Source organism: Alteromonas sp. KUL17 (assembly GCF_006538305.1).
GTDB lineage: Bacteria > Pseudomonadota > Gammaproteobacteria > Enterobacterales > Alteromonadaceae > Alteromonas > Alteromonas macleodii.
The window spans coordinates 143,581-167,325 of sequence record NZ_BJKJ01000003.1 but is presented as its reverse complement, the minus strand read 5'-3'; the positions used below and the strand labels follow the sequence as shown (position 1 = coordinate 167,325).

The 23,745-nt window shown below is 43.7% G+C and carries 18 protein-coding genes; all 18 read left to right on the top strand.

All coding sequences use genetic code 11. From position 1 onward, the window contains the following. Positions 1-111: 111 nt before the first annotated feature. The 18 genes from KUL49_RS04045 (at position 112) to KUL49_RS03960 (ending at position 23,700) form a co-directional block, all read left to right on the top strand. Entirely contained in the window at positions 112-990 is an 879-nt protein-coding gene (locus KUL49_RS04045) for a 23S rRNA (adenine(2030)-N(6))-methyltransferase RlmJ (protein WP_131136381.1), read from the top strand. Positions 991-1,073: 83 nt separating this feature from the next. After that, positions 1,074-2,954, top strand: coding sequence for a phosphotransferase (locus KUL49_RS04040; RefSeq protein WP_039227720.1), 1,881 nt, complete (start codon positions 1,074-1,076; stop codon positions 2,952-2,954). Then, positions 2,947-3,807: an acyl-CoA thioesterase II gene (tesB, locus tag KUL49_RS04035; RefSeq protein WP_131136380.1), complete on the top strand. Its 861-nt coding sequence runs from the start codon at positions 2,947-2,949 to the stop codon at positions 3,805-3,807. The genes KUL49_RS04040 and tesB overlap by 8 nt, the downstream gene beginning before the upstream one ends. Before the next feature lie 10 nt (positions 3,808-3,817). Beyond that, positions 3,818-4,342: a gamma carbonic anhydrase family protein gene (locus KUL49_RS04030; RefSeq protein WP_131136379.1), complete on the top strand. Its 525-nt coding sequence runs from the start codon at positions 3,818-3,820 to the stop codon at positions 4,340-4,342. A 520-nt stretch (positions 4,343-4,862) separates the two neighbouring features. Further along, positions 4,863-5,984, top strand: a complete 1,122-nt coding sequence (locus tag KUL49_RS04025; RefSeq protein ID WP_039227716.1) for an alanine--glyoxylate aminotransferase family protein — start codon at positions 4,863-4,865, stop codon at positions 5,982-5,984. A 391-nt stretch (positions 5,985-6,375) separates the two neighbouring features. Further along, a complete protein-coding gene (locus tag KUL49_RS04020; RefSeq protein ID WP_131136378.1) occupies positions 6,376-7,107 on the top strand; it encodes an SIMPL domain-containing protein in 732 nt (243 codons plus the stop codon). A 12-nt stretch (positions 7,108-7,119) separates the two neighbouring features. Further along, on the top strand, positions 7,120-7,575 hold the full coding sequence (locus KUL49_RS04015) for a GAF domain-containing protein (protein ID WP_131136377.1): 456 nt from the start codon (positions 7,120-7,122) through the stop codon (positions 7,573-7,575). A 2-nt stretch (positions 7,576-7,577) separates the two neighbouring features. Further along, positions 7,578-7,868: a hypothetical protein gene (locus KUL49_RS04010; protein WP_014949541.1), complete on the top strand. Its 291-nt coding sequence runs from the start codon at positions 7,578-7,580 to the stop codon at positions 7,866-7,868. 16 nt (positions 7,869-7,884) lie between these two features. After that, positions 7,885-8,553, top strand: coding sequence for an RNA chaperone ProQ (gene proQ, locus KUL49_RS04005; RefSeq protein WP_014949542.1), 669 nt, complete (start codon positions 7,885-7,887; stop codon positions 8,551-8,553). Positions 8,554-8,556: 3 nt separating this feature from the next. Next, positions 8,557-10,599 (top strand): carboxy terminal-processing peptidase, encoded by a 2,043-nt coding sequence (prc, locus tag KUL49_RS04000; RefSeq protein ID WP_014949543.1) that lies wholly within the window; start codon positions 8,557-8,559, stop codon positions 10,597-10,599. Between the two features lie 82 nt (positions 10,600-10,681). After that, positions 10,682-12,016, top strand: a complete 1,335-nt coding sequence (locus tag KUL49_RS03995) for a sodium-dependent transporter (protein ID WP_131136376.1) — start codon at positions 10,682-10,684, stop codon at positions 12,014-12,016. Positions 12,017-12,088: 72 nt separating this feature from the next. Further along, positions 12,089-13,564 (top strand): Na+/H+ antiporter NhaC, encoded by a 1,476-nt coding sequence (gene nhaC, locus KUL49_RS03990; RefSeq protein WP_014979337.1) that lies wholly within the window; start codon positions 12,089-12,091, stop codon positions 13,562-13,564. A 47-nt stretch (positions 13,565-13,611) separates the two neighbouring features. Continuing rightward, complete coding sequence (gene pepN, locus KUL49_RS03985; RefSeq protein WP_131136375.1) at positions 13,612-16,221, top strand: aminopeptidase N; 2,610 nt, start codon at positions 13,612-13,614, stop codon at positions 16,219-16,221. Further along, on the top strand, positions 16,208-16,426 hold the full coding sequence (locus KUL49_RS03980; protein WP_242633715.1) for a DUF2835 family protein: 219 nt from the start codon (positions 16,208-16,210) through the stop codon (positions 16,424-16,426). The genes pepN and KUL49_RS03980 overlap by 14 nt, the downstream gene beginning before the upstream one ends. Before the next feature lie 356 nt (positions 16,427-16,782). Further along, positions 16,783-18,861: a DUF1302 domain-containing protein gene (locus KUL49_RS03975; RefSeq protein ID WP_131136374.1), complete on the top strand. Its 2,079-nt coding sequence runs from the start codon at positions 16,783-16,785 to the stop codon at positions 18,859-18,861. An 11-nt stretch (positions 18,862-18,872) separates the two neighbouring features. Continuing rightward, a complete protein-coding gene (locus KUL49_RS03970; protein ID WP_131136373.1) occupies positions 18,873-20,240 on the top strand; it encodes a DUF1329 domain-containing protein in 1,368 nt (455 codons plus the stop codon). 79 nt (positions 20,241-20,319) lie between these two features. After that, positions 20,320-21,366, top strand: coding sequence for a YCF48-related protein (locus KUL49_RS03965; RefSeq protein ID WP_131136372.1), 1,047 nt, complete (start codon positions 20,320-20,322; stop codon positions 21,364-21,366). 15 nt (positions 21,367-21,381) lie between these two features. Beyond that, positions 21,382-23,700: an RND family transporter gene (locus tag KUL49_RS03960; RefSeq protein ID WP_069944360.1), complete on the top strand. Its 2,319-nt coding sequence runs from the start codon at positions 21,382-21,384 to the stop codon at positions 23,698-23,700. Positions 23,701-23,745: the final 45 nt, after the last annotated feature.

Here is a 23,745-nt window from a genome sequence, read left to right as displayed (position 1 = left end):
TTTTAAAGGGCCAATAGTAAAACTATTGGCCCTTTTTTGTTTTGTATACCTCAAAGCGCGTTGACGTTATTATAGAGCACTATAAACAAACGAGAATTTTACTGAGGTTTTGTGCTTAGTTATCAACATGCCTTTCATGCGGGCAACCACGCTGATGTCATTAAACATCTTTGTTGGATTGGCGTTATTAACGCATTAAAGAAAAAAGATAAACCTTTTACGCTTTTCGACACCCACGCAGGCGCGGGCGCGTACGATCTAACCGACGCCATGTCATCAAAAAATAAAGAGTATGAGACGGGTATATCTCGTTTGCTTATAGATGATAAAGGCGTTCAGGACTTGCCAAATTTGTTGGCCGACTATCTATCGTTGTGCGAATCATTTTTGGCGCAGCAGCAATATCCGGGCTCGCCTGCAATAAGTGCAAAAGCGAAAAGGGATGGTGATAACTTACACCTAATGGAACTTCATCCTGCGGAATTCGATAAACTAGACAACAACGTGTCCCGTTTACGCACCCGTAACAGCCACGTACATAAACGAGACGGATATGAAGGTCTTCGCGCACTTACTCCACCTAAACCCAATCGTGGTGCTATTTTAATCGATCCTCCTTATGAGCGCGTGAATGAATATAGCGACCTTGTTAAGGGTGTGGAACAGGTATTTAAACGCTGGCAGCAGGCACAAATCGTAGTGTGGTATCCACTATTGTCAGAGAGGGCTGGCGCCAAAAGTGGTGCAAGTGAAGCTATGTGCGAGAAGCTTGCAGCATTAGGTAAACCCTGTTTTAAAGCAGAAATACATGTAGCAGAAAATACCCCAGATGCTGGAATGTATGGTTCTGGCGTATTCGTGTTAAACCCGCCTTGGCAATTAGATGCTAATTTAGAGAGCGCGCTAGAAAGCGTTGTTGGTATGTTAGGTGCCGATGAAACGGGTTATCACGCTACAGCGCATGTTACTTGGATAAACGAAGATAATTGATTGCTGTGCAGTTTAACAATGGTAAGCGTATCGCTGCTGATTAATCTGTTTCAAAAAGTCACTAAAAGTGTGAAGTAAAAAACATGTCGCAACTCAAAGGCCTAAAACATTTCTATATACCCGATGAGCAGTCGATATATCTGCTATCTCATGCGGATGCGAAAAAACTAAAAGACTGGGTAAACCTTTGTATCTCGCAGTTAGAAGGGTTGGGGTACAGTGACATCGAACTTTTAGGGAAAGGAGCCTTTGGGTTTGCGTTTGCAGGGAACGCGCCAAGCGGTGAATCACGGGTATTTAAGTTTTCGCGAATAACGTTGCCGCAGCATGTGCAAGATAGACTAGAAGAGGAAGCTTTTATGCTTTCTCACGTTAATCATGAGTTTGTGCCGCGGTTCATTGAATATCAACAAATACGCAAACAATCCATCTTAGTTATGGGGCGCGCACCTGGCGAAGACCTAGAAAAAGTCAGCTTGAAAACAGGTCCACTTTCGCCCCGTATTATCGTCAAAATTGCAGTGCAGGTCGGCGAACTTTTATCCAGTTTTCGCCAATACAGTGAAAATGGAGAAATTAAACCCATTGTGCACGGAGACATAAAGCCCTCGAATCTGGTTTGGGATGCCGAAAATGAATCGGTTGGATTGATTGATTGGGGCTCTTCAGTGTTCGCACAGACTGACATCACTGGGCAATATGTGGGTAACAATGTCATGGATTTAATGTCGGGTGAACTGCATCAAACTAATGCTCGACTTGGCGATGTTTATTTTATTGGCGAGGAGCAGCTTAATGGCGCACTCTCCAGCCCCCGCTTCGATGAACAAGGCTTGGCCAGTACATTATATGCATTAGCATCAGGGCAATCGTGTCGTTACGGAAGCAAGGTTATTACACCTTCATCCCTTGGTCTTCCTAAAATGCTTGCTAATATCCTTGAGCACATGCTCAGTGAAGATCCTACAAAGAGAAGACAAGGCGGAGATTACCTGTTTAATCATCTCCACGTTTTGAAGAATATGGTTTTCACTCAAGACAAGCCAACGCAATATACACCGTTGATCCCTACATGGCTGGCCCACACTCAGAACCGTGCTGATATTGAAACCGTTGTTTACAGCTCTCGAAAATCTTACCTACGCCAACAAGCAAGACTGTCTGACTCGTTAGATGAAAAAGACGTAGAGGAACTTCGTTATATAGACGATGCGCAATTTGACCGCTACTACAAAAACTATTTACAGGGCATGGGGGATACCGAAAAAGCATTTGTTTCAGCAATAAGCAGATTAGGCCGTTACCCTGTAGTTGGCGGTATGGCCGTGCGCTGGGAGCCAGAAGGTATATATGTCGATTCAAGCTTGAACTTGTATGATGAATCAATGAAAGCTGCGTTTGATTTAGCAGTGAATAATGTCATTAATTTAGCAAGGGCTATTCACAAGCCTGCGGTGTTCAAATGTTGTATGTTCAACGCCAAAAACACGCTGCACATTGAACGCGAAAGTGAAGATGAAGACTTTAAACCAGCAGGCGGTATGTTTATTCCCTACGAACTATCACGGGTTTCTGCACAAAAGGATGAAAGCCGTACTCACTCCTATTTCGAAGATGGCGATGATCCGGACGAACTATTAAAGCTGCCTCAGGAGATTATCGATACCATCGTTCAACTTAATACAATACATCACACTGGTTGTATTATATTTGAAGCATTACCGCGGCATTTGAAAATTCACAACTATTACACGTTGCTTGATCACAGCCAAGAAGAGCGCTTCCACGCATTATTAGCGCAACTCGTTCAGCAAATTCCCAAAATAAAAGGGCTAGGCATTTCAGGGTTTATGAAGTTACCCTATAAAGATACGCGCTTTTTCGAGCATAAAGCAAAATTGCCTGAAAAGTACTACCCGCGAAACCCAAAAGCAGTAATTGAAGAGAAAGTACAACATGTCTGAGATTAAACTATCGTCACTTTTTGAACTCGAAACAGTGGAAGCTGGCATCTATCGAGGTCAAAGCTGGGATTTAGGCTTCCGCGCCTTGTTTGGTGGACAAGTTTTGGGGCAAGCGTTAGCAGCTGCATACGAAACAGTGGAGGCTGGTAGAGTCGCACACTCATTCCACACTTATTTTTTACTACCAGGCGATGCTAAAAAGCCTGTAGTTTACGATATTGAAGTAGTGCGAGACGGCAGAAGTTTCTCTGCTAGACGGGTTAAAGCCATTCAGGATGGTAGAAATATTTTCTACATGACAGCGTCTTTTCAGGTTCCTCAAGATGGCATGGAGCATCAAAACCCAACAATGCCAGATGTGCCTGCGCCGGAAGATGTGCAGTCTGACATTGAATTCTATGAAGCTAACTTCAATAAAATTGCACGGCCTATGCAAGAAGCGTTGAGCTATCATAAACCTGTAGATATCCGCACGGTAGATGCAGCTAACTCTTACCAGTCAGCGAAACGCGAACCGACGCGTTATATCTGGTTAAAAGCAAGAGACACAATGAATGCATCACTGACTGTTCATCAAGCTGCGCTTGCTTACGCATCAGATTATCATTTTCTCAGTACGTCGCTTCAACCACACGGTGTTGCGGTAACCGATAAATCACTTCGAATCGCAACGATAGACCATGCTATGTGGTTCCACCGCACAATCAATATGAACGAATGGTTATTGTATGCAATGGAGAGTCCCTTTAGCGGAGGCTCTAGAGGTTTGGTACGCGGACAAATATTTAACCAAAATGGTGAACTTGTTGCGTCAACCATGCAAGAAGGATTAATGAGAAAAGTAGACGAATAGGGAGAGGGTAATGCGCTACAAATTAGGTTCTACATCACCGCTGGTTGATGAAAATACGTTTATAGCGCCAGGCGCACATGTTATTGGTAATGTTGAACTCAAAGTGGGTTCAAGCGTTTGGTTCAATGCGGTTATACGCGGCGATATGGACAAGATAACCGTTGGTAAAAATACGAATATCCAAGATGGCAGCGTATTACACACCGATGCAGGTATTCCTTTAGTGTTAGGTGAAGGGGTAACAGTAGGACATAAAGTCATGCTTCACGGCTGCGAGATTGGTGACTATTCCTTGATAGGAATTAACGCTGTCGTATTAAACGGTGCAAAAATTGGAAAGTACTGCATCATTGGCGCTAACGCTTTGATAACGGAAAACATGGAAATTCCTGATTACAGTTTAGTAGTTGGAGCGCCTGGTAAAGTCATTAGAACATTTGATGAGAAGATCGAACCCAAACTAAAAGCATCCGCTGAACATTACGTAGATAACGCCAAAACATATAAGTCATCATTACAGCCAATTGATAGCTGAAATTTAAGACTAGGCTGTTCGCGATATTTTGAATCCCCATAAAAAATGCCCAGAACAAACGTTCCGGGCCTAGGGGAATGGCTCATTGCTGAGCCGTGCGCTAACTTTTACACAGGAGAGTTTAAATAAAATCTTTTAAACGGACAATGAGTATAGAATACATTTGTTTAAATTATAAACAATTTTTGTGTGAATTTTATCTTACACTCTCAACGTCAATTAAATTGTAGAACTTATACGTTAGTAATCAATGGACTAAAGACTGGTCGGATGTGGTGTTTTTTGAGCAAAAAGGTGTACAGTTTATATCCACATGTTGCACACATTTTATCCACGTGATGAAGCGTTGTTAATGTATACCCTTGTTAAATATATAGACATACTTTCATTCATGTAAGTTATGTTGAAAACAGACGGTTGTACCATGCCATTATCCTTGTAGTATGACGTCAACGTTCATGCTAAATATGCGTGATACTGACTCTAAAAACAGGCTCTTACATTAATACGAGGATGGATTATGCAATCATTTTCTACTTTTATTCCCCCTGAACGGACTTTGATGGGTCCAGGACCATCCGATGTTAACCCCAGAATTCTAAACGCCATGGCGAGACCCACCCTGGGTCATCTCGATCCATTATTCATTGAGTTAATGGACCAAACCAAACAGCTTTTACAATATGCATTTAAAACTGACAATGCACTTACTATGCCTATTTCTGCTCCGGGCTCAGCAGGAATGGAGGCATGTTTTGTTAATCTTGTAGAACCAGGCGATAAGGTACTCGTGTGTATTAACGGCGTATTTGGCAATCGAATGGTCGAAAACGTAGAGCGTTGTGGTGGTGAGGCTATTACCGTCAACAATACATGGGGCGAGCAAACTGACCTTAATGTGGTAGAAGACACCCTTAAAGCCAATCCGGATATAAAGATCCTTGCCTTTGTTCACGCCGAAACATCTACGGGCGTACGCAATGAAGCCAAAGCGCTTTGTGAGCTGGCTAAAAAGTATGATTGTCTTAGCATTGTTGATGCAGTTACCTCTCTTGGAGGTATCGAGTTAGATGTTGACGGTTGGAGCATTGACGCTATTTATTCAGGTTCACAGAAGTGTTTGAGTTGCGTGCCGGGTATCTCTCCTGTTTCATTTAGTGAAAGAGCAGTTAACGTTATTCAAAACCGAAAAACGAAAGTGCAAAGCTGGTTTCTAGACATGAACTTGATTGTTGGTTATTGGGGGCAGGGCGCCAAGCGTGCCTACCACCATACCGCACCTGTCAACAGTATGTACGCTATGTACGAAGCACTTCTGATTTTAAAAGAAGAAGGCTTAGAAAATGCGTGGCAGCGTCATGCATTGGGTCATGAAAAACTTGCGCAGGGTTTAAGTGAACTTGGGTTAGAGCTAACGGTAGACAGTGCTTATCGTTTGCCTCAATTAAATGTAGTTAAAATTCCAGACGGCGTAGACGATGCTGCCGTTCGCAAGCAATTGCTTGAAGATTTTAATTTAGAAATCGGCGCCGGTTTAGGCGATCATGCCGGTAAAGTATGGCGAATTGGTCTTATGGGATACGCATGTAAACCCCGTAATATCGATCACTGCCTTGCTGCGTTGCGCACTGTGCTTAAGTAAAACGCCTAGCGCCTTTTACTCTTTTCGGTCAACACGTTCAGCGAGATGCTTAGCTGAACGGTTGGCTTTTAACCATTTAGCATATAAAACCTATTTAACATAGCGCTTAGATATCAGTCCGCATAGATCATTACCCACTCAGTGATATTTGAAATCTTCGTAATCACGCCGTGTTACCGCAGGTATAGTGGCACTACATCAAGTTGACTGGTATTACTTATCCATTTTTGGGTCTTGCCTCATAAAAAGCGCATCTCGGCGAAGTTATATCTCTTCTCGTCTTAGTTCAGTGCTAAGATTTCGTTTATTGCGTATATTCATAAACTATTCAGTTTTAAACATTTATCCTTTAGGTAACGTAATTAAAAGGCACCATAAAAAAGGAATCTCTATGAAAATGATCACGCGTACTAATACTTATTCGACAGCTAAAAGTGTAGTTAAAAAAGCATTGTTAGCATCATCATTTATTGCCTTATCTGCACCTATGGTTGCCGCACAGGCCGCACAAGAAGCGGTTATAAATGTGCAAGGCGTAGGAGAGGTAGAAGTGACACCAAACGCTTATTCAGTCACACTCGTTGTTGAAGAAGAAGGTAATACAGTAGGTAAACTGAACACTCAGCTTGATTCGGATCTGCGTTCTATTGTTAAGTTCTTGCTTAATCAAGGTATAGATGAAAAGCACATTCAGAGTATGCAGGTACGCTTACAACCTCGTTATATCAATACGCCACAAGGCCGTCAGCAAGAAGGTTTCACGTTGTCACGAGATATCACCGTCACATCTACTGACCTTGAAACTTATGACAAAGTATTAGATGGCGTGCTTAAACGAGGTGTTGATCGCATACAACAATTCAACTTTATTTCAGTTGGTGAAGGCGATGCCTATCAAAAAGCACTTATCTCTGCGGTAAAAGACGCAAAGCAACGTGCACAGTTATTAGCAAAAGAATTAGAGATTGAAGTAGGTGAAGTTGTTGCAATCTCAGAATCTGGTGGCAATATGCCGATTCCAGTAATGCGCGCAGAAGCTTTTGCCAAAGACATGTCTATGTCTTTACCTGGCCAAGAGCGCATAGAAGCGCGTGTTAATGTGTCTTTTAACATTGTTCAATAGCAGGAAATTCGTTTGAAAGAACAACAGTACGGTCAGTTAATAAACCAAGCAAAGAGCTTGGTTTCTGGCGAGCACGATCTTATCGCTAACATGGCAAATATAAGTGCGCTGCTTTTCAATAGCCTCGAAGAGGTAAATTGGGCAGGTTTTTACCTATATAAAGAGGACCAGTTGGTACTCGGTCCATTTCAGGGGCAACCAGCATGTATTCGCATTCCACTTGGAAAAGGCGTTTGCGGAACGAGTGCAAGTACCAGAACTGTTCAGCGTATAGCAGACGTTCATCAGTTCGAAGGACACATTGCCTGTGATGCTGCGTCAAACTCTGAGATTGTTGTTCCACTAGTGCTAAACGATGTGCTGGTTGGCGTACTTGATATCGACAGCCCTGTTTTTGAACGCTTTACCGAAGAAGACGAAAAAGGGCTCGTTGAAATTGCTCAAATTCTTATGGATTCGCAGAAATAATTATGAAATCCAGTGTTGATATTCACGTTGTTTTATCCACGTATGAGGATATGGAAGACTTTCATGATGACCCAGATGAGGCATCTGAACGTTTAAATTTCATCTTACATGCGGTGTACGACAATGCAGAAGAAGATATTGAAACACAGCGTTTAGAGCAAATTTTGCACTACGCATGGGAATCTTGGCAACAAGATAAGCATTTATTAGAAATAGATGACGACGAATTGCTTGATTGGGTTGACCACACGCTGGCAACTTGGGATGATGCAAGTAACGATGAAATCTCCTGAATAATTTAGAAAGTTAATGGAATCACCAGAGAAGTTTACCAACAGTAAGGAAGTGATAGCTTTCCTTGCAGAGACCTTTCCGAAATGTTTTAGCATTGAAGGCGAGGCCCGCCCACTTAAGATCGGTATTTTTCAAGATCTTGCCACACGTTTAGAAGAAGAGGAACGCGTTAGCAAAACCTTACTTCGTTCTACACTACGACATTACACCAACAGCTGGCGCTATCTTCATAGCATCAAAGAAGGTGCAAACCGTGTAGATTTAGACGGCGTTGAAGGCGATGCAATTGAAAAAGAACACGCTGATCATGCGCAGCAGCAGTTAGAAGAAAGCAAAGCAAAAGCAGCTGAAAAGCGCAAAGCTAAGCTAGCTCAGCAGCCTAAGCGAAAAGATAAACGTCAATTTAATCGTCCAAAAGGTGAAAAATCTGCAAATTCGGACCATGCTGATACTAAGCGCGGAACTAAACCGAAAAATAACAGACCAAACAATACACCACCTGCGAAATTGACAGATAGCGATTTACAGCAAGGTACGCAAGTTACCGTTAAATTAGGTAAAGCACCTATGCCTGCAGTAATTACCGAAGTAGCTAAAGATGGCATTCACGTTCAATTAGACTCAGGCATGGTAGTTAAAGTAAACGCAGACGCTTTACGTTTGGCACGCTCCAAGAGGTCGTAAAATATGAGAGACATCCTTCGAATTTCCATCGCCAGTGCTTTTCTTACCGTTGGGGTAGGAGCAGGCGCAGTTACGTCAACACCAGAGGTAGACGAGCTTCCCATTTTACAACAGGAATCTCAACACAGTGTTGCAGCTAAGCGAGTAAGCGCACTCTTTACCAGGGCGCACTACAAGGAAATTTCGTTGGATGATGCACTCTCAGCTAGAGTTTACCAGCGCTTCATCGATTCATTAGATCACAATAAACAAGTGTTATTGCTGTCTGATGTTGTGGGTTTTGAGAAATACCGCACATTGTTTGATGATGCGCTGAGTAAAGGCAATCTTTCTGTTGCCTACGATATGTACAATGTAAGTGCGAAGCGTCGAATTGAACGTTACGAGTTTGCACTTGCACTGTTAGAAAAGGGCCCTTTTGATTTTGAAAAAGAAGGCGATAAGTTCTTTTACGACAGAGAAGATGCTGAATGGCCAGCTAATAAAGCTGAGCTGGATGAAATTTGGCGTCAACGCGTCAAGTACGACGCGTTAAATCTAATACTTGCAGACAAAACATGGGAAGAGGCGAAAGAACTTCTTACCAAACGCTATACGCGAGCGATTAAGCGCACTAAGCAAGCAAAGAGCGAAGACGTTTTTCAAACTGCAATGAATGCATTCGCACGTACAATTGAAGCTCACACCAGTTACTTATCTCCGCGTAACGCTGAACGTTTTCAAATGGACATGAACTTGTCGTTTGAAGGTATTGGTGCAGTATTACAAAGCGAAGATGATTACACGGTAATCAAAAGCGTTGTACCTGGCGGTCCTGCAGACGAGTCTGGCGCAATAAAACCAGAAGATAAAATTGTTGGCGTAGCACAAGACGACGAAGAGTTTGTTGATGTGATTGGTTGGCGATTGGACGAAGTGGTTGAGTTAATTAAAGGCCCGAAAGGAAGTACTGTTCGTCTACAGGTTGAAAAAGGAGCCACGGACGCGAAGACCACGTCGGTAGTTAGCCTTACTCGCGATAAAATTAAGTTAGAAGATCGCGCAGCCAAATCGGAAGTATATGTGCCAGAGACTGGTCCTCACGCGGGTGAACCTCTAGGTGTAATCACCATTCCAAGTTTTTATAACAACCTTAGTATGGATGTTGCTAAAGAAATAGAAAGCTTGAAAGCGCAAAACGTTAAAGGCGTTATCGTAGACTTGCGCGGTAATGGCGGTGGCTCTCTAACAGAAGCAACGTTACTTACTGGCCTATTTATCGAAAAAGGCCCGGTGGTTCAAATTCGATACGGTCAAAGCAAAGTTAGCGTTAACCGTGATACAGATGGCGAAGTGGCTTATGATGGCCCGTTAACCGTATTAGTTGACAGATATAGCGCGTCTGCTTCAGAGATTTTTGCGGCAGCGATGCAAGACTACAACCGTGCTCTCATCGTTGGTGAACAAACCTTCGGGAAAGGGACAGTGCAGCAGCATCGCGGTTTAGGTAAAATTTATGACCTTTACGACAACCCATTAGGTAGTGTTCAGTTTACTATCGCCAAGTTCTATCGCATTGACGGCGGCAGCACACAGCATAAAGGCGTTATTCCTGACATTCTTTATCCATCGGCGGTTGAACCAGCTGAATGGGGAGAAAGCCAAGCGGAAAATGCGTTGCCATGGGACAGTATCAATCGCGCTAACTATACGACGTTTGCAGACGGTACTGCTGCGCTTGATGTTTTAACAGCGAAGCACAACAAACGTATTTTACAAGATCCTGAGTTTTCTTATATCCAAGACGACATAAAGGAATATAAGGAAAATAAAGACAAGAACTTCATCTCATTAGTTAAATCTGTACGTGAAGGCGAGAAAAAAGAGGCGGAAGAGAAGTCGCTTGCTCGTGCTAACGAACGTTTACAGCGATTGGGAATGGAAACTGTTACAACATTGGACGACCTACCTGAAGATATGGAAGAATTAGATCCATTCTTGGACGAGGCAGCCAATATTACTTTCGATATGATCGAAACAGGCCGTTACGCTATCACAAGAAATTAAGTGATTAGAGAAAAGGGCTGGTCTAGGGCCAGCCCTTTTTTTGTGTCTATAAATTATTAAAACAATAATAAAGGGAAATAACATGGCTATCAGAGGCGAATTTTCCTCTCGAATAGGGTTCGTGCTAGCAGCGGCAGGCTCGGCAGTAGGACTAGGTAATATTTGGGGCTTTCCTACAAAGGTAGCAAGTAACGGTGGCGCAGCATTTGTTCTCGTATACTTACTGCTGGCTTTTGTACTCGCTTATCCCGTACTTATGGCAGAACTTATAATCGGACGTAGTTCACGTTCAAATATGGTTGACGCTTTAGGTAAAATATCAGGCAATTTCGTCGGAAGGCTAACGGGCATTTGGGGCTGTGTTACCGTGTCACTTATCCTTGCATTCTACGCTATTGTAGGCGGATGGATGCTGGTGTATTTCGCCGATGCTGCCGTTAGCATGGTGGGATTTACGAGCGCTAGCGACTGGCTACTCACTTCATCAGTTACGCGTAACATTATTTTCTGCTTCTTATTCATGGGTTTAACTGCATTTATCGTTGTCGGAGGTGTGAAGTCCGGCATTGAGAAGTGGTCAGTGCGTTTGATGCCTACATTGGTTATTCTCATTCTTGCATTGATTGTTTATGTGAGCCTACAGCCTGGTGCCGTAGAAGGTTGGTCAGCATATTTAGTACCTGACTTCTCTCGCGTTCTAGACCCAGACTTATTAATTAACGCCATGGGACAAGCCTTTTTCTCAATGTCTTTAGGTGTGGGTACCATGCTGGTTTATGGTTCATACCTAAGTAAAAATGAAAATCTACCTAGCATTGGTGCGTCGGTAGCGCTTGTCGATATCGGTGTTGCGGTTATTGCGGGTATGCTTATTATCCCGGCCATGTACGTTGCGTTAAACAACGGCGTTGAAATCTTCACACCGGAAGGCGCGTTAATCCAAGGTGACACGCTGATTTTCAAAGTACTACCAGCACTGTTTGATACCATTGGTAGCGTAGGTCTTTTCGTTGCTTTTACCTTTTTCGCGCTAATGACAATTGCTGCCGTCACGTCTTCAATTTCAATGTTAGAAGTTCCCGTTGCGTTTATGGTAGAAAGTAAAGGCCTTCAACGTAAAAAGGCCGTGTTATTAATGGCATCGGTGATCTTTGTATTAAGCTGCATCATCATTTTAAATTTTGAAACCTTGTTCGGCTTTGTTATCGCATTAACTACCGAGTATAGCCAACCGTTACTAGGGCTCGCCTTGTGTATTTTCGCAGGTTGGGTGTGGCGCAGAGATGCAATACTCGATGAACTTAAACAAGGTGATCAGTTTGCTGAACACAGCATTTTCTGGAAGATTTGGCCTTGGTACGTACGCTTTGTGTGTCCCGTTATCATTGCGCTTATGTTCTACCGCTCAGTCTTCTAAAGCATTCTGGTAAAAAGCGGACAGCACGCTTAACGCGTTACAAATACAATAATAAGGTTTTAAAAAACGACAATGACGAATAAAGAAATAAAAACGCCGTCACTTCTCGATGCAATGCTTCCTATTCTTGCGTTAGTCATAATGATGGGAAGCGCAGTTTATTTGTTTGCCGATAACTCTTCTTACGGTCCAAACCAAATTGCACTTCTTCTAGCGATGGGCTTAGCTGCTATCATTGGAATGAAAAATGGCTACAGCTGGAAAACTATCGAAAAGGGCATTGTAGACGGTATCTCAATGTCTTTAGGTGCCTGCTTAATTCTGTTAGCGGTAGGTTCTCTTATTGGCACATGGATGCTAGCCGGAACCGTGCCTACGCTTATCTATTTCGGTTTAGAGTTGCTTAACCCCTCGTTTTTCTATGCTGCCGCTTGTCTGATTTGTGCGGTTGTTGCAATGAGTATAGGTAGTTCTTGGACTACCGCGGCGACTGTGGGTGTTGCGCTAATGGGCGTTTCTGCAGGCATGGAAATGTCGGCAGCAATAACCGCCGGCGCAGTAGTTTCAGGTGCATACTTTGGCGATAAAATTTCGCCCTTATCTGAAACAACAAACTTAGCGCCTGCCGTTGCGGGCACGGATTTATTTGAGCACATCCGTTACATGCTTTGGACGACGATTCCGAGCTTTGTTATTGCGCTTATTCTATTTACGGTACTGGGCTTTAGTGAAGTGGGTGAGGCCAAAGCAGAACGCATTGAACAGATGCAACTTTTGTTAAACGAGTCCTTTGACTTAGGTTGGCATTTGTTAATTCCCCTTGTCGTTTTGCTCACCTTAGCGATTAAAAAGATGCCTGCGTTTCCAGCTGTTTTTATCGGCGCTTTGTTAGGTGGCGTTTGGGCAGTAGTTTTCCAGTGGGATGTGGTTACTTCTATGGCAAGTGGTGACGACTCGGTGAATGTAGGCGCGTTGAAGGTAGTTTGGACTGCGCTATTCGATGGCGTAAGCTTCTCAACACCTGACGAGAACTTAAATAGCTTACTTTCTCGTGGTGGCATGTCTTCTATGTTAAATACCATTTGGTTGATCATCTGTGCAATGTCGTTTGGTGCCGTATTAGAGCGTGTTGGCCTATTAAAGCGTGCAGTTTCTGCGATATTAATTGGTGCAAAATCCGCAGGGGATATGGTGAGCAGAACCATTCTTACTTGTTTTGGTACCAACCTGGTTACTGCAGATCAGTATATTTCAATCGTGATGCCAGGCCGTATGTACAAAGAAGAATTCAAAAAGCGTGGTTTAGACCAATTGAATCTTTCTCGAAGCCTTGAAGACGGCGGCACACTTACGTCTCCACTTATTCCTTGGAACACCTGTGGTGCTTACATGCACAGTGTTTTATTAGTCAATCCATTTGATTACGTATTCTATGCATTCTTCAACGTAATCAACCCGATCCTTGCTGTTATTTATGCGTATTTAGGTATTAAGATTTTACGTATTACGCCACCGCATGTTGAAGTAAACAGCAAAGATACGGTTTAACACAGAGTTCCAATTAAACCCACGTAGGCTTTCTTCCAGGAGGATCTATGTCAGTTCAAGCTAAACGCCGGGCGGATTACCAGCCGCCCGCTTTTTCAATAGCGACAGTTGACCTACATATAACGCTACACCCAACGCAAACCAAAGTTATCAGCACGTTGTCCGTCACTCGCAATGGCGCGCACGATAGTCCATTAGTACTTGATGGCGATAATTTATCGCTAGATTCTATTTCTATTAACGGTACGCACCTATCTGATAATGAATACACGGTAACAGATAGCGCTTTAAGCGTGGTTACTGAACTTGATGAGTTCGTCTTAGAAATTACCAATACCATTGCCCCTGAGCACAACAAAGCGCTGGAAGGCTTGTATTTATCAGGTGATGCCTATTGTACGCAGTGTGAAGCGGAAGGGTTTCGTCGCATTACGTACTTCATGGACCGCCCGGATGTTTTGTCGGTCTACACAGTGACGGTAGTTGCCGACAAATCAGTACCGATGCTTTTGGCCAATGGCAACCCAGTGGACAAGGGCGAGGTTGACGAAAATACGCATTTTGTTAAATGGCACGATCCACATCCAAAACCTTGCTACCTTTTTGCTCTAGTTGCCGGTGACTTCGATTTACTTACCGATAGCTACACCACCACTAGCGGTAAAGAGGTTGCGCTAGAACTTTATGTTGATAAAGGCAAAAAGTCTCAAGGCATTTTCGCATTAGAATCTCTCAAACGGGCGATGAAGTGGGACGAAGATGTGTTCGGGTTAGAGTACGACTTAGATATCTACATGATTGTTGCCGTCGATTTCTTCAATATGGGAGCGATGGAAAACAAGGGCTTAAATGTATTCAACAGTAAGTTTGTATTAGCCGATCAAAAAAGTGCCACCGACGATGACTTTTTCAATGTTGAGTCGGTTATCGCGCACGAGTACTTCCACAACTGGACCGGCAACCGTGTTACTTGTCGCGATTGGTTCCAGCTAAGCCTTAAAGAGGGGCTTACTGTATTTAGAGACCAACAGTTCAGCGCTGATATGACTTCGGCGTTAAGTAATCGTATAAAGCACGTTCGTGTTATGCGAGAACACCAGTTTGCAGAAGATGCGAGTGCAATGAGTCATCCAATTCGTCCAGAAGAAGTCATTGAAATGAACAACTTCTACACGGTGACGGTTTATGACAAAGGCGCTGAAGTTATTCGCATGTTCCACACATTATTGGGGCCAGATGGCTTCAGACGTGGTATGGACGAGTACTTTAGAAGACACGACGGTCAGGCTGTCACCTGTGATGACTTCATTTCAGCAATGCAGTCTGCTACTGATTTAGATTTAACCCAGTTTACCCGCTGGTATAGTCAATCTGGTACGCCAGTGATTTCTGTCGCACACAGCACTGAGGTTGATGATGATGGCATTGTTAAGCATAGCTTTACATTGTCACAGCACACACCTGCAACCTCTGATCAGAAAGAAAAGCTTCCTCTATATATTCCTGTAAATATCGAGATTATTGATGATGAGGGGAAAAGCTATACAGACAACGAGTCGTTAATTCAAAACGGCATGGTCATTTTAAAAGATGATGCTATGCGTTTTACTGTAGAAGCCAAAACGACTAATTTAACACCTGTAGTATTGGGTAACTTCTCAGCGCCAGCGAAAGTAGAAAACCCATTGGGGACAGAGTCTTTACTTACTATATTTAAGCATGCGAAGGATCCATTTAATCGGTGGGATGCAATGCAAACGTTGTATGACCGCTGTGTGAAGCAATTAGAGGAATCGCCGGGGTCTGGTATTAGCAATGAAATCTGGAACGGTATCAAGCAAGCGATTGCCCAAGAGCAGAACAACCTTGAATTGCTGAGTGAATGTTTAGTCATACCTTCGTTTGAGACACTGTGCCAAAGCCGAAGTAACATAAACGTTTCCGCACTTTCGAAAGCGAGAAAAGCGTTTTGCGACCAGTTTGCTCGCGCACTCGAAAAAGAGCTAAAACAAGTCTTCGAAAATATCGAGAAAAGCGCGTATTGCTACACGCAAGAAGCGGTGAATCAACGTCGCTGCAAAAATGTCGTGCTTGCACACTTAGCGCGGTTACCCCAACACGAGCATATTGTGGTTTCTCAGTTTGAAACCGCTGACAATATGACAGATACGCTAGGCGCGTTGAGAAGCGCACAACACTGTAGCGCCACCACTTTCGACAGTTTGATGGCTCAGTTTGAGGAATCATGGAATCATGATCCTCTTGTGTTGGACAAATGGTTCGCGCTTCATGCGACACAAAATCGCGACGATATTTTCGCAACTATCACTATGTTGTGCGAACACCCGCAGTTCGCAATGAGTAATCCGAACCGTGTTCGTTCTGTTATTGGTAGCTTCGCTTTCTATAACAGCGAAAGGTTTCATGCACTCGATGGCAGTGGGTATAAATTTGTAACCGACTACTTACTTAAGCTCGATGCGGTCAACCCACAGGTTGCCGCCCGTATTGTAACGCCACTGACGCAATGGCAGGGCTTTGCAAGCGAGCATCAGGTGCATATGAAGCAACAGCTTGGCCGTTTGCTTAATCACAAAGGTTTAAGTAAAGATTTGTTTGAGAAAGTAAGTAAAAGCCTTGCTTATGACAAGCATTAGCCAAACTGACTCGGTTTTTTACTTTTCAATAAATGCACCTTACAAGCAATGTGAGGTGCTTTATATTCCATCTATGCCAGATGTGGTCATGGTCAGTGAATCAGGCCTAAGCGTCCAAGTACCGACCAACCGGCTCAGGCAATTTGTTACGTCTGATGGTATTAAAGGTCGTTTTAGGATGATTATTGATGCCAACAAAAAATAAAATCCTTTGAAAGGCTCGCATAGAGCCTTTTTTGTACGCGACGAGTTACTCTCTTGCATACAAGTTTTCACCACTCCCATACGTAACACTTATGCGTTTTCTTTTGTCATTGAGCGTTCCAAAATACTTAACGCAACAGTTTCGCAATATTTCTGTACATTTTTCCTGCAAGTTTATAAATGCCTTTTATACTCACAATAAAGCAATAACTATTTGATACGACTAATGTTGTAAATTTTGTTAACTGGTAGGATTAGTTCTTGCGGTTATGGCAAAATGATGTAATGATTTTGTTAATCGTTATGGTTGGTCATGATGTCACGTATTAAGTCACATCGACTTGGGAGTATAAAAATATGAAAAACGGGCCTAGCGCTTTTAAGATATCACCGGTAGCAGCGGGAGTTCTCTCACTGCTAGGTGCTGCTGCAGTACCAGCACACGCTGCGAATTGGCAAGTGGGTGATGTAAGTATATCTTTAGATTCAACATTTACATTAGCTACAAGTATTCGAACAGAGGCAAGAGATTACGACCTTATAGGTAACAGTAACCATCCTCAATTCGACTGGAGCGGTTATCACGCAGCTTTCAACCCTTTATACCCAAGTAGCGACGTGTGGGGTTTAGCAGATGGTGGTTATTCCACCAATGGTGACCTTGGTAACCTTGCACACGATCCAGGTGACGCGTTTGCAACGCAAATTTCAGGTACCCATGAATTAGATATCAATTTTGGCGACTATGGTTTCTTCGCCCGTGGTTTCTGGTTCTACGACTTTGAGCAAATGGACGGCGACCGTCCATACTCTAACCCAATAACGGGTAACCAATACGACTTGTGTCAAGACCCTGAAGCAGAAGACCTACTGTGTACCGATGTACGTCTTTACGACGCATTCTTTTATGGCGACTGGTGGATTGGCGACAAACCACTTACGCTTCGTGTAGGCCGTCAGGTGATCAGTTGGGGTGAAAGTACATTCATCCAGCACGGTATTAACACAACGAACCCTGTTGATGTAACACGAGCTCGTGCTCCAGGTGCAGAACTTAAAGAAGTATTCCTTCCAGTAGGGATGGTGTACGCGTCTTTAGGTTTGACTGACACAGTAAGTATTTCTGGTTATTACCAGTACGAATGGCAGCGCAGCTGGCTTCCAGTTTCTGGCAGCTACTTCGCGGGCAACGACTTTGCAGGTGAGGGCGGTCAACGCCAAAATATCCAGCTTGGTTTCAGTGGTAACCCAGACATCGACTTAGATCACCTTCTCACTGCGTTAAACGGATATGGCGATTTGCTTCGCTCTGGCGCTAATCCAGCTGACATTTCGCAAGCCTACCTTGCTTATCCAACCAAAGTGGCTATCCGCGGTTTTTCTGACGAAGCGCACAATGACGCGGACGATCAGGGTCAATACGGTTTACGCTTGACGTGGTTTGCTGAAAATTTGAATGAAACTGAGTTTAGTTTTTATCATATAAACTATCACAGCCAGCGCCCACTAATTTCAGGTGTTACTTCTGATTTCACTGCTGAAGGCATAGCGGCAGACCTTGCCATGTTAGCTGACCCAAATATAACAATTACTCGGGACAATATCACCGACTTAAGAGCATTCACAAAGTCTGAATTTTTCTACCCTGAAGATATTAAACTGTACGGTATGAGTTTCAACACCAATATCGGCACTACAGCGCTTGCAGGTGAATTTGCTTATCGCGTGGATGAACCTCTTCAAATTGATGATGTAGAACTACTTTATATGGGTATGCCTGAACAGTTAGCAAATTCAGATATAGAGGCTCTGCGTCGCCCAGATTTGCAAGGCATTTCACAGCTAAACAACATTGGTAGAACGGTAGGCCCTGGCGAGACAGCAGAAGGCTTCCTATTCTCTGATACATGGCAAATGCAGTTTACTGCCTCACACGTGTTTGGCCCTAAATTTGGCTCTGACAACTTCGTACTATTAGGCGAAGTAGGTTATGTGAACGTTGTAGATATGCCAGATCCGAACGTAATTCGCTTAAATGCGCCTGGTACAGCTCGTACGCCGTCACTGGAGCCTATCAATGGCAATAGTCGTGAAGGTTTACACCAAGCGCTATCAGACGGACCAGAGACTAACCCGTTTGCTACTGACGATGCGTGGGGTTACCGCTTACTTGCTGTCGCTGATTACAACGACATTATGGCCGGAATTAACTTACGTGCTCGTGCAACATTCTCTCACGATGTAGAGGGTACAACACCAGACCCTCTATTCCTTTTCACAGAAGATGTTAAGTCTGCTGCAATTTCATTGACGTTCGACTACCTAAGCAAGTGGTCAGCAACAGCGTCGTACAGCGCTTTCTGGGGCGGTATTGGTACTACTAATGCGCTATCAGACAGAGACTTCGTTTCATTTAACATCAAATATGCAATCTAAGAGTGGTATTTATGATTAGAAAAGTAGGAATTATCGCTGCGGCTTTGTCACTTGCTCTGTCAGGTGCAAGCACGATGGCAAAGGTGTCTGACGCAGATGCCAATAAACTAGGTAACGAATTGACGCCACTGGGCGCTATGAAAGCAGGTAATGCAGACGGCAGTATCCCAGCGTGGACTGGCGGTATTACTTCAGCACCAGCGGGCTACACAGTGGGTGATCACCATCCAGACCCGTACCCTGAAGATAAAGTGCTATTTGAAATCACGGCACAAAACTACAAAGAATATGCGGACTTTCTATCTGAAGGTCAGAAAAAGCTTTTCGAAGCTTACCCTGAAACCTTCCGTATGCCGGTTTACCCAACGCGTCGTTCTGCGTCTAATCCCCAGGCTATCTACGATGCAACTAAGGTAAATGCAACTAGCGCGGAGCTATTAGACGGCGGTAACGGAATTAAAGGGGCTGTTCTTGGTATTCCGTTCCCAATTCCACAAAATGGTCTTGAAGCAATTTGGAACCATATACTTCGCTATCGCGGTGAAGCGGTTCAGCGTAATGGTGGTCAAGCTGCAGTAACAACTGGCGGTGATTACAACGTAATCGGTTTCGATGAGCAGTTATTAATTAAGTACGCAGAAGAAGGTGCTACACCAGAAAAGCTTACTGACGAAAACGTCCTTTTCATGTTTAAACAAAAAGTAACAAAGCCTGCTCGTTTGGCGGGTACAGCACTGCTTGTACATGAAACAGTTGACCAAGTAAAAGAGCCGCGTAAAGCATGGACCTACAACACGGGTCAGCGACGTGTACGTTTGGCCCCAAACATTGCGTATGATACACCTGGAACTGCAGCTGATGGCCTTCGTACTACCGATGACTTTGATATGTTTAACGGCTCACCAAACCGTTACAACTGGAAGTTAGTGGGTAAGAAAGAAATGTTCGTTGCATACAATAACTATGCACTTCATTCAGATAATGCGAAGTACGATGACATCTTAAATCCAAACCACGTTAATCCAGACCTAACACGTTGGGAAAAACACCGCGTTTGGGAAGTAGAAGCCACATTGAAAGACGGTTTCCGTCATATTTATCAAAAGCGTGTATTCTTCATTGATGAAGATAGCTGGCAAATTCAAGTTGCTGATATGTATGATAATCGTGGCGAACTTTATCGTGTTGGTGTAGCGTATGGTGTGAACTATTATGAAGTACCTACCCAGTGGTCTACGCTGGATGTGTACCATGACTTGAACTCTCGTCGTTACCTGGCCATTGGCCTCGATAACGAAGAAGAGATGTACGACTTCACCGTACGCCCACGAGATGTGGAATTCACACCTCAGGCGTTACGACGAGAAGGTATGCGCTAATCGCCTTAAACAACAAACGGTTGGCAATTGCCAGCCGTTTTTGTATGCAGACAATTATAAATAGGGGGAATGGTTAATTATGAAAAAAACCATTGCAGCGTGCATTGCCGCCACTTTCGCAGTTAATTACTCTACAACTGCAATCGCCGAAGAAGCATTCATGGCACCACTGGTTGAGCAATCGGTTCTTTTGGACATAGACGCTGATACATTTGTCGTTATTGTCGGTGAACGCGGTCACGTGTTAGTTTCAGAGGATGGTGAGGCATTTACTCAAAAAGCCGTACCAACACAATCAACGCTTACAGCGACAACTGTTGTAGGCGAGAATATTTGGGCAGTGGGCCACGACGCTGTCATTCTTCATTCTTCAGATAAAGGCGAGACGTGGGAAATACAAAATTTCCAACCTGACCTTCAGCGCCCATTTCTAGACGTTTTATTCTTCAACGAAAAGCAGGGGATTGCTACAGGTGCCTATGGCTTGTTCTATCGAACCTTAGACGGTGGAAAAACGTGGACGGCAGAACGTCATGCCAGTCTGCTTGACCCAATGGATCAAGAATACCTTGAAGATATTCGAAAAGAAGATGAAGACTTCTATCAGCAAGAACTTGAATCTATTTTACCCCACTTAAACAGAATTACCCTTGATGGTGATACGCTTTACCTGGCAGGCGAAGCCGGGTTGCTAGCCAAAAGTACCAATATGGGAGAATCGTGGGAACGGTATTACGTCGACTATACAGGATCGTTTTTCGATATTAAGCCGCTTGATGAAAATACCGTTCTAGCGGTTGGCCTTCGCGGAAATATATTTGTTAACAGAAACGAAGGTGAGTGGGAATACGTACAAACTTGCTCAACCAGCACACTAAATTCAATTCTAATTGGCTCTGAATCGAAGGTTTATGCTTTGGGTAACAACGGAATGATGGTAAGCGCACAGCGACCTTTACCCACCAGTATGCGAGACCCCTATGCAAACCTTTCAGATTGCGAAGCAGATGAAGGCATTGTCGTTTCACAAATTAAAGACAAAGCCGCGCTTCTTAATGCAACACAGTTTAAAGGTAAGAATATTGCCGTTACTGCGAATGGCATTAAAACGTTGAATTTAAAATAGGGCAGTATAAAAACAATGACCCATTTTCTTGAAAAATTAGTATTCGGAAACCGTAAAATTGTCGTAGCCTTGTTTGCTATAGCCACAGTTTTCCTTGGTTACCAAGCTTCACAAATGCGCTTAGACGCAGGTTTTGAAAAGAACATACCGCTAAATCACGAATACATGAAAACGTACATTGAGCACCGCCAAGATTTTGGTGGCGCTAACAATATATTAGTTTCTGTGTGTGATAAAAACGATAACATCTACAATCAAAACTTCTTCGATACACTAAAGAATGTTCACGACCAACTCTTCTTTATTAATGGGGTGAATCGTTCGTTAGTTATTTCGCTTTTCTCTCCTTCAACACGCTTTACTGAAATAGTGGAAGGCGGCTTTGCAGGCGGGCCAGTCATTCCTGCCGACTTTAATTCTGCGAGCCCAGAAGCATTAGAGTTGGTGGCAGCTAACGTAGAAAAGGCAAACATCGTCGGAAGACAAGTATCCAGTGATTACAGCTGCGCAATGGTAACAGCGCAATTGCTCGATATTGACCCGCAAACTGGCGAACCTCTCAATACATTGGCATTAGCAGCAGAGCTTGAAGAGCAGCTTCGCGGTCAATATGAAAACGAAAATACGTCTATTCATATAATTGGCTTTGCGAAAATGATTGGCGATGTGGCCGACGGTGCAAAAGACGTGTTGATCTTTTTCGCCATTGCTATCGCGATTACTGCCGTAATGGTGTATTTCTTCTCGCGCAGCATCATGCTTACGTTATTGCCATTAGTATGCTCAATCATTGCCGTTATCTGGCAGCTAGGCCTGCTTACTTCAATTGGCTTTGGTATGGACCCTATGTCAATACTGGTGCCATTTTTGGTATTTGCCATTGGTGTGAGCCACGGCGTACAGATGATTAACGCGGTAGAAAAACAAGCAGTAACCGGTATTGGTGCTAAACGGGCATCTATGGCGGCATTCAGAAACTTGCTGGTTCCAGGCGGAATTGCATTGTTATCTGATACGGTTGGCTTTATGACGTTATTGGTAATCGATATCGGCATTATTCGCGAGTTGGCGATTACGGCAAGTATGGGTGTAGCGGTAATCATTCTTACCAACTTGTTGCTGCTGCCTGTGCTGATGAGCTTCTTAAAACTTGACCAGAAATATGTCGAAAAATTCGCGGGTAAAGAAAACGCTAATTCGAAATTCTGGGAAGTCATCGCAGCTTGTTCACGTAAAAAGCCTGCGGCAATAATTCTTATCGTTACTGCTATCCTATTCGTGTTTGGTCATTTCCAAGCTCAGAATATGAAGATTGGGGACTTACATGCGGGTGCACCTGCGCTTCATGAAACGTCACGCTACAATCAGGACACTTTCCTGATTACCGATAAGTACGAAGTAACGGTAGATTACATTTCTATTTTGGTTGAAACCACACCAGAAGCTTGTACGTCACACAGCGTGATGAAGGCCATGGACGATTTCCAGTGGAAAATGGAAAATGTTCAAGGCGTTCAATCGGCGGTTTCGTTGGCATCTGTAGCAAAAATTGTTAACGCAGGTTACAACGAAGGCAACGTTAAGTGGCAGGTACTCCCTCGTAACCAGCAAACATTGGTGCAGGCAATTTCTCGCGTTCCAACGTCGTCTGGTTTACTTAACGGCGACTGCTCGGTCATGCCAATTATTCTGTTTATGGAAGACCACAAAGCAGAAACGATCTCTCGTGTCGTTGAAGCGGTAAAAGCGTATCGCGATGAATATCAAACCGATGATATGAAGTTCAGTCTTGCTTCTGGGCCTGTTGGCGTGATGGCCGCAACTAATGAAGCGGTGAGTGCAGCGCAAGATCCTATGATGCTTTATGTATTTGGCGCCGTTATTGCGTTGTGTCTAATTAGCTTCCGCTCGCTGCGTGCTACGTTAGTTGTTGTTATTCCGCTGTATGTGGTGTCTGTACTGGCGCAAGCCCTAATGACATACCTTCAGATTGGCCTCACCGTTTCTACATTACCAGTTATCGCACTTGGCGTGGGTATAGGTGTGGACTATGGTATTTATATACTCTCTACCAAGAGCTTAATGCTGAAGAAAGGCGCTACCGTTCAAGAAGCATATTTCGCTGCCTTAAAAGAACGTGGGAGTGCTGTGCTATTTACCGGTATTACGCTGGCAATAGGCGTGAGCACATGGGTGTTCTCTTCGCTTAAGTTCCAAATGGATATGGGCATTTTGCTTACATTTATGTTCGTCGTGAACATGCTTGGAGCAATAATTGTACTGCCTGCACTAGCAAGATTCCTATGGTGGAACAAGAATGACCCTGATGCATAAAATATTTTTGCATAGCTAAGCATTAAAAAGGGCCTTTAGGCCCTT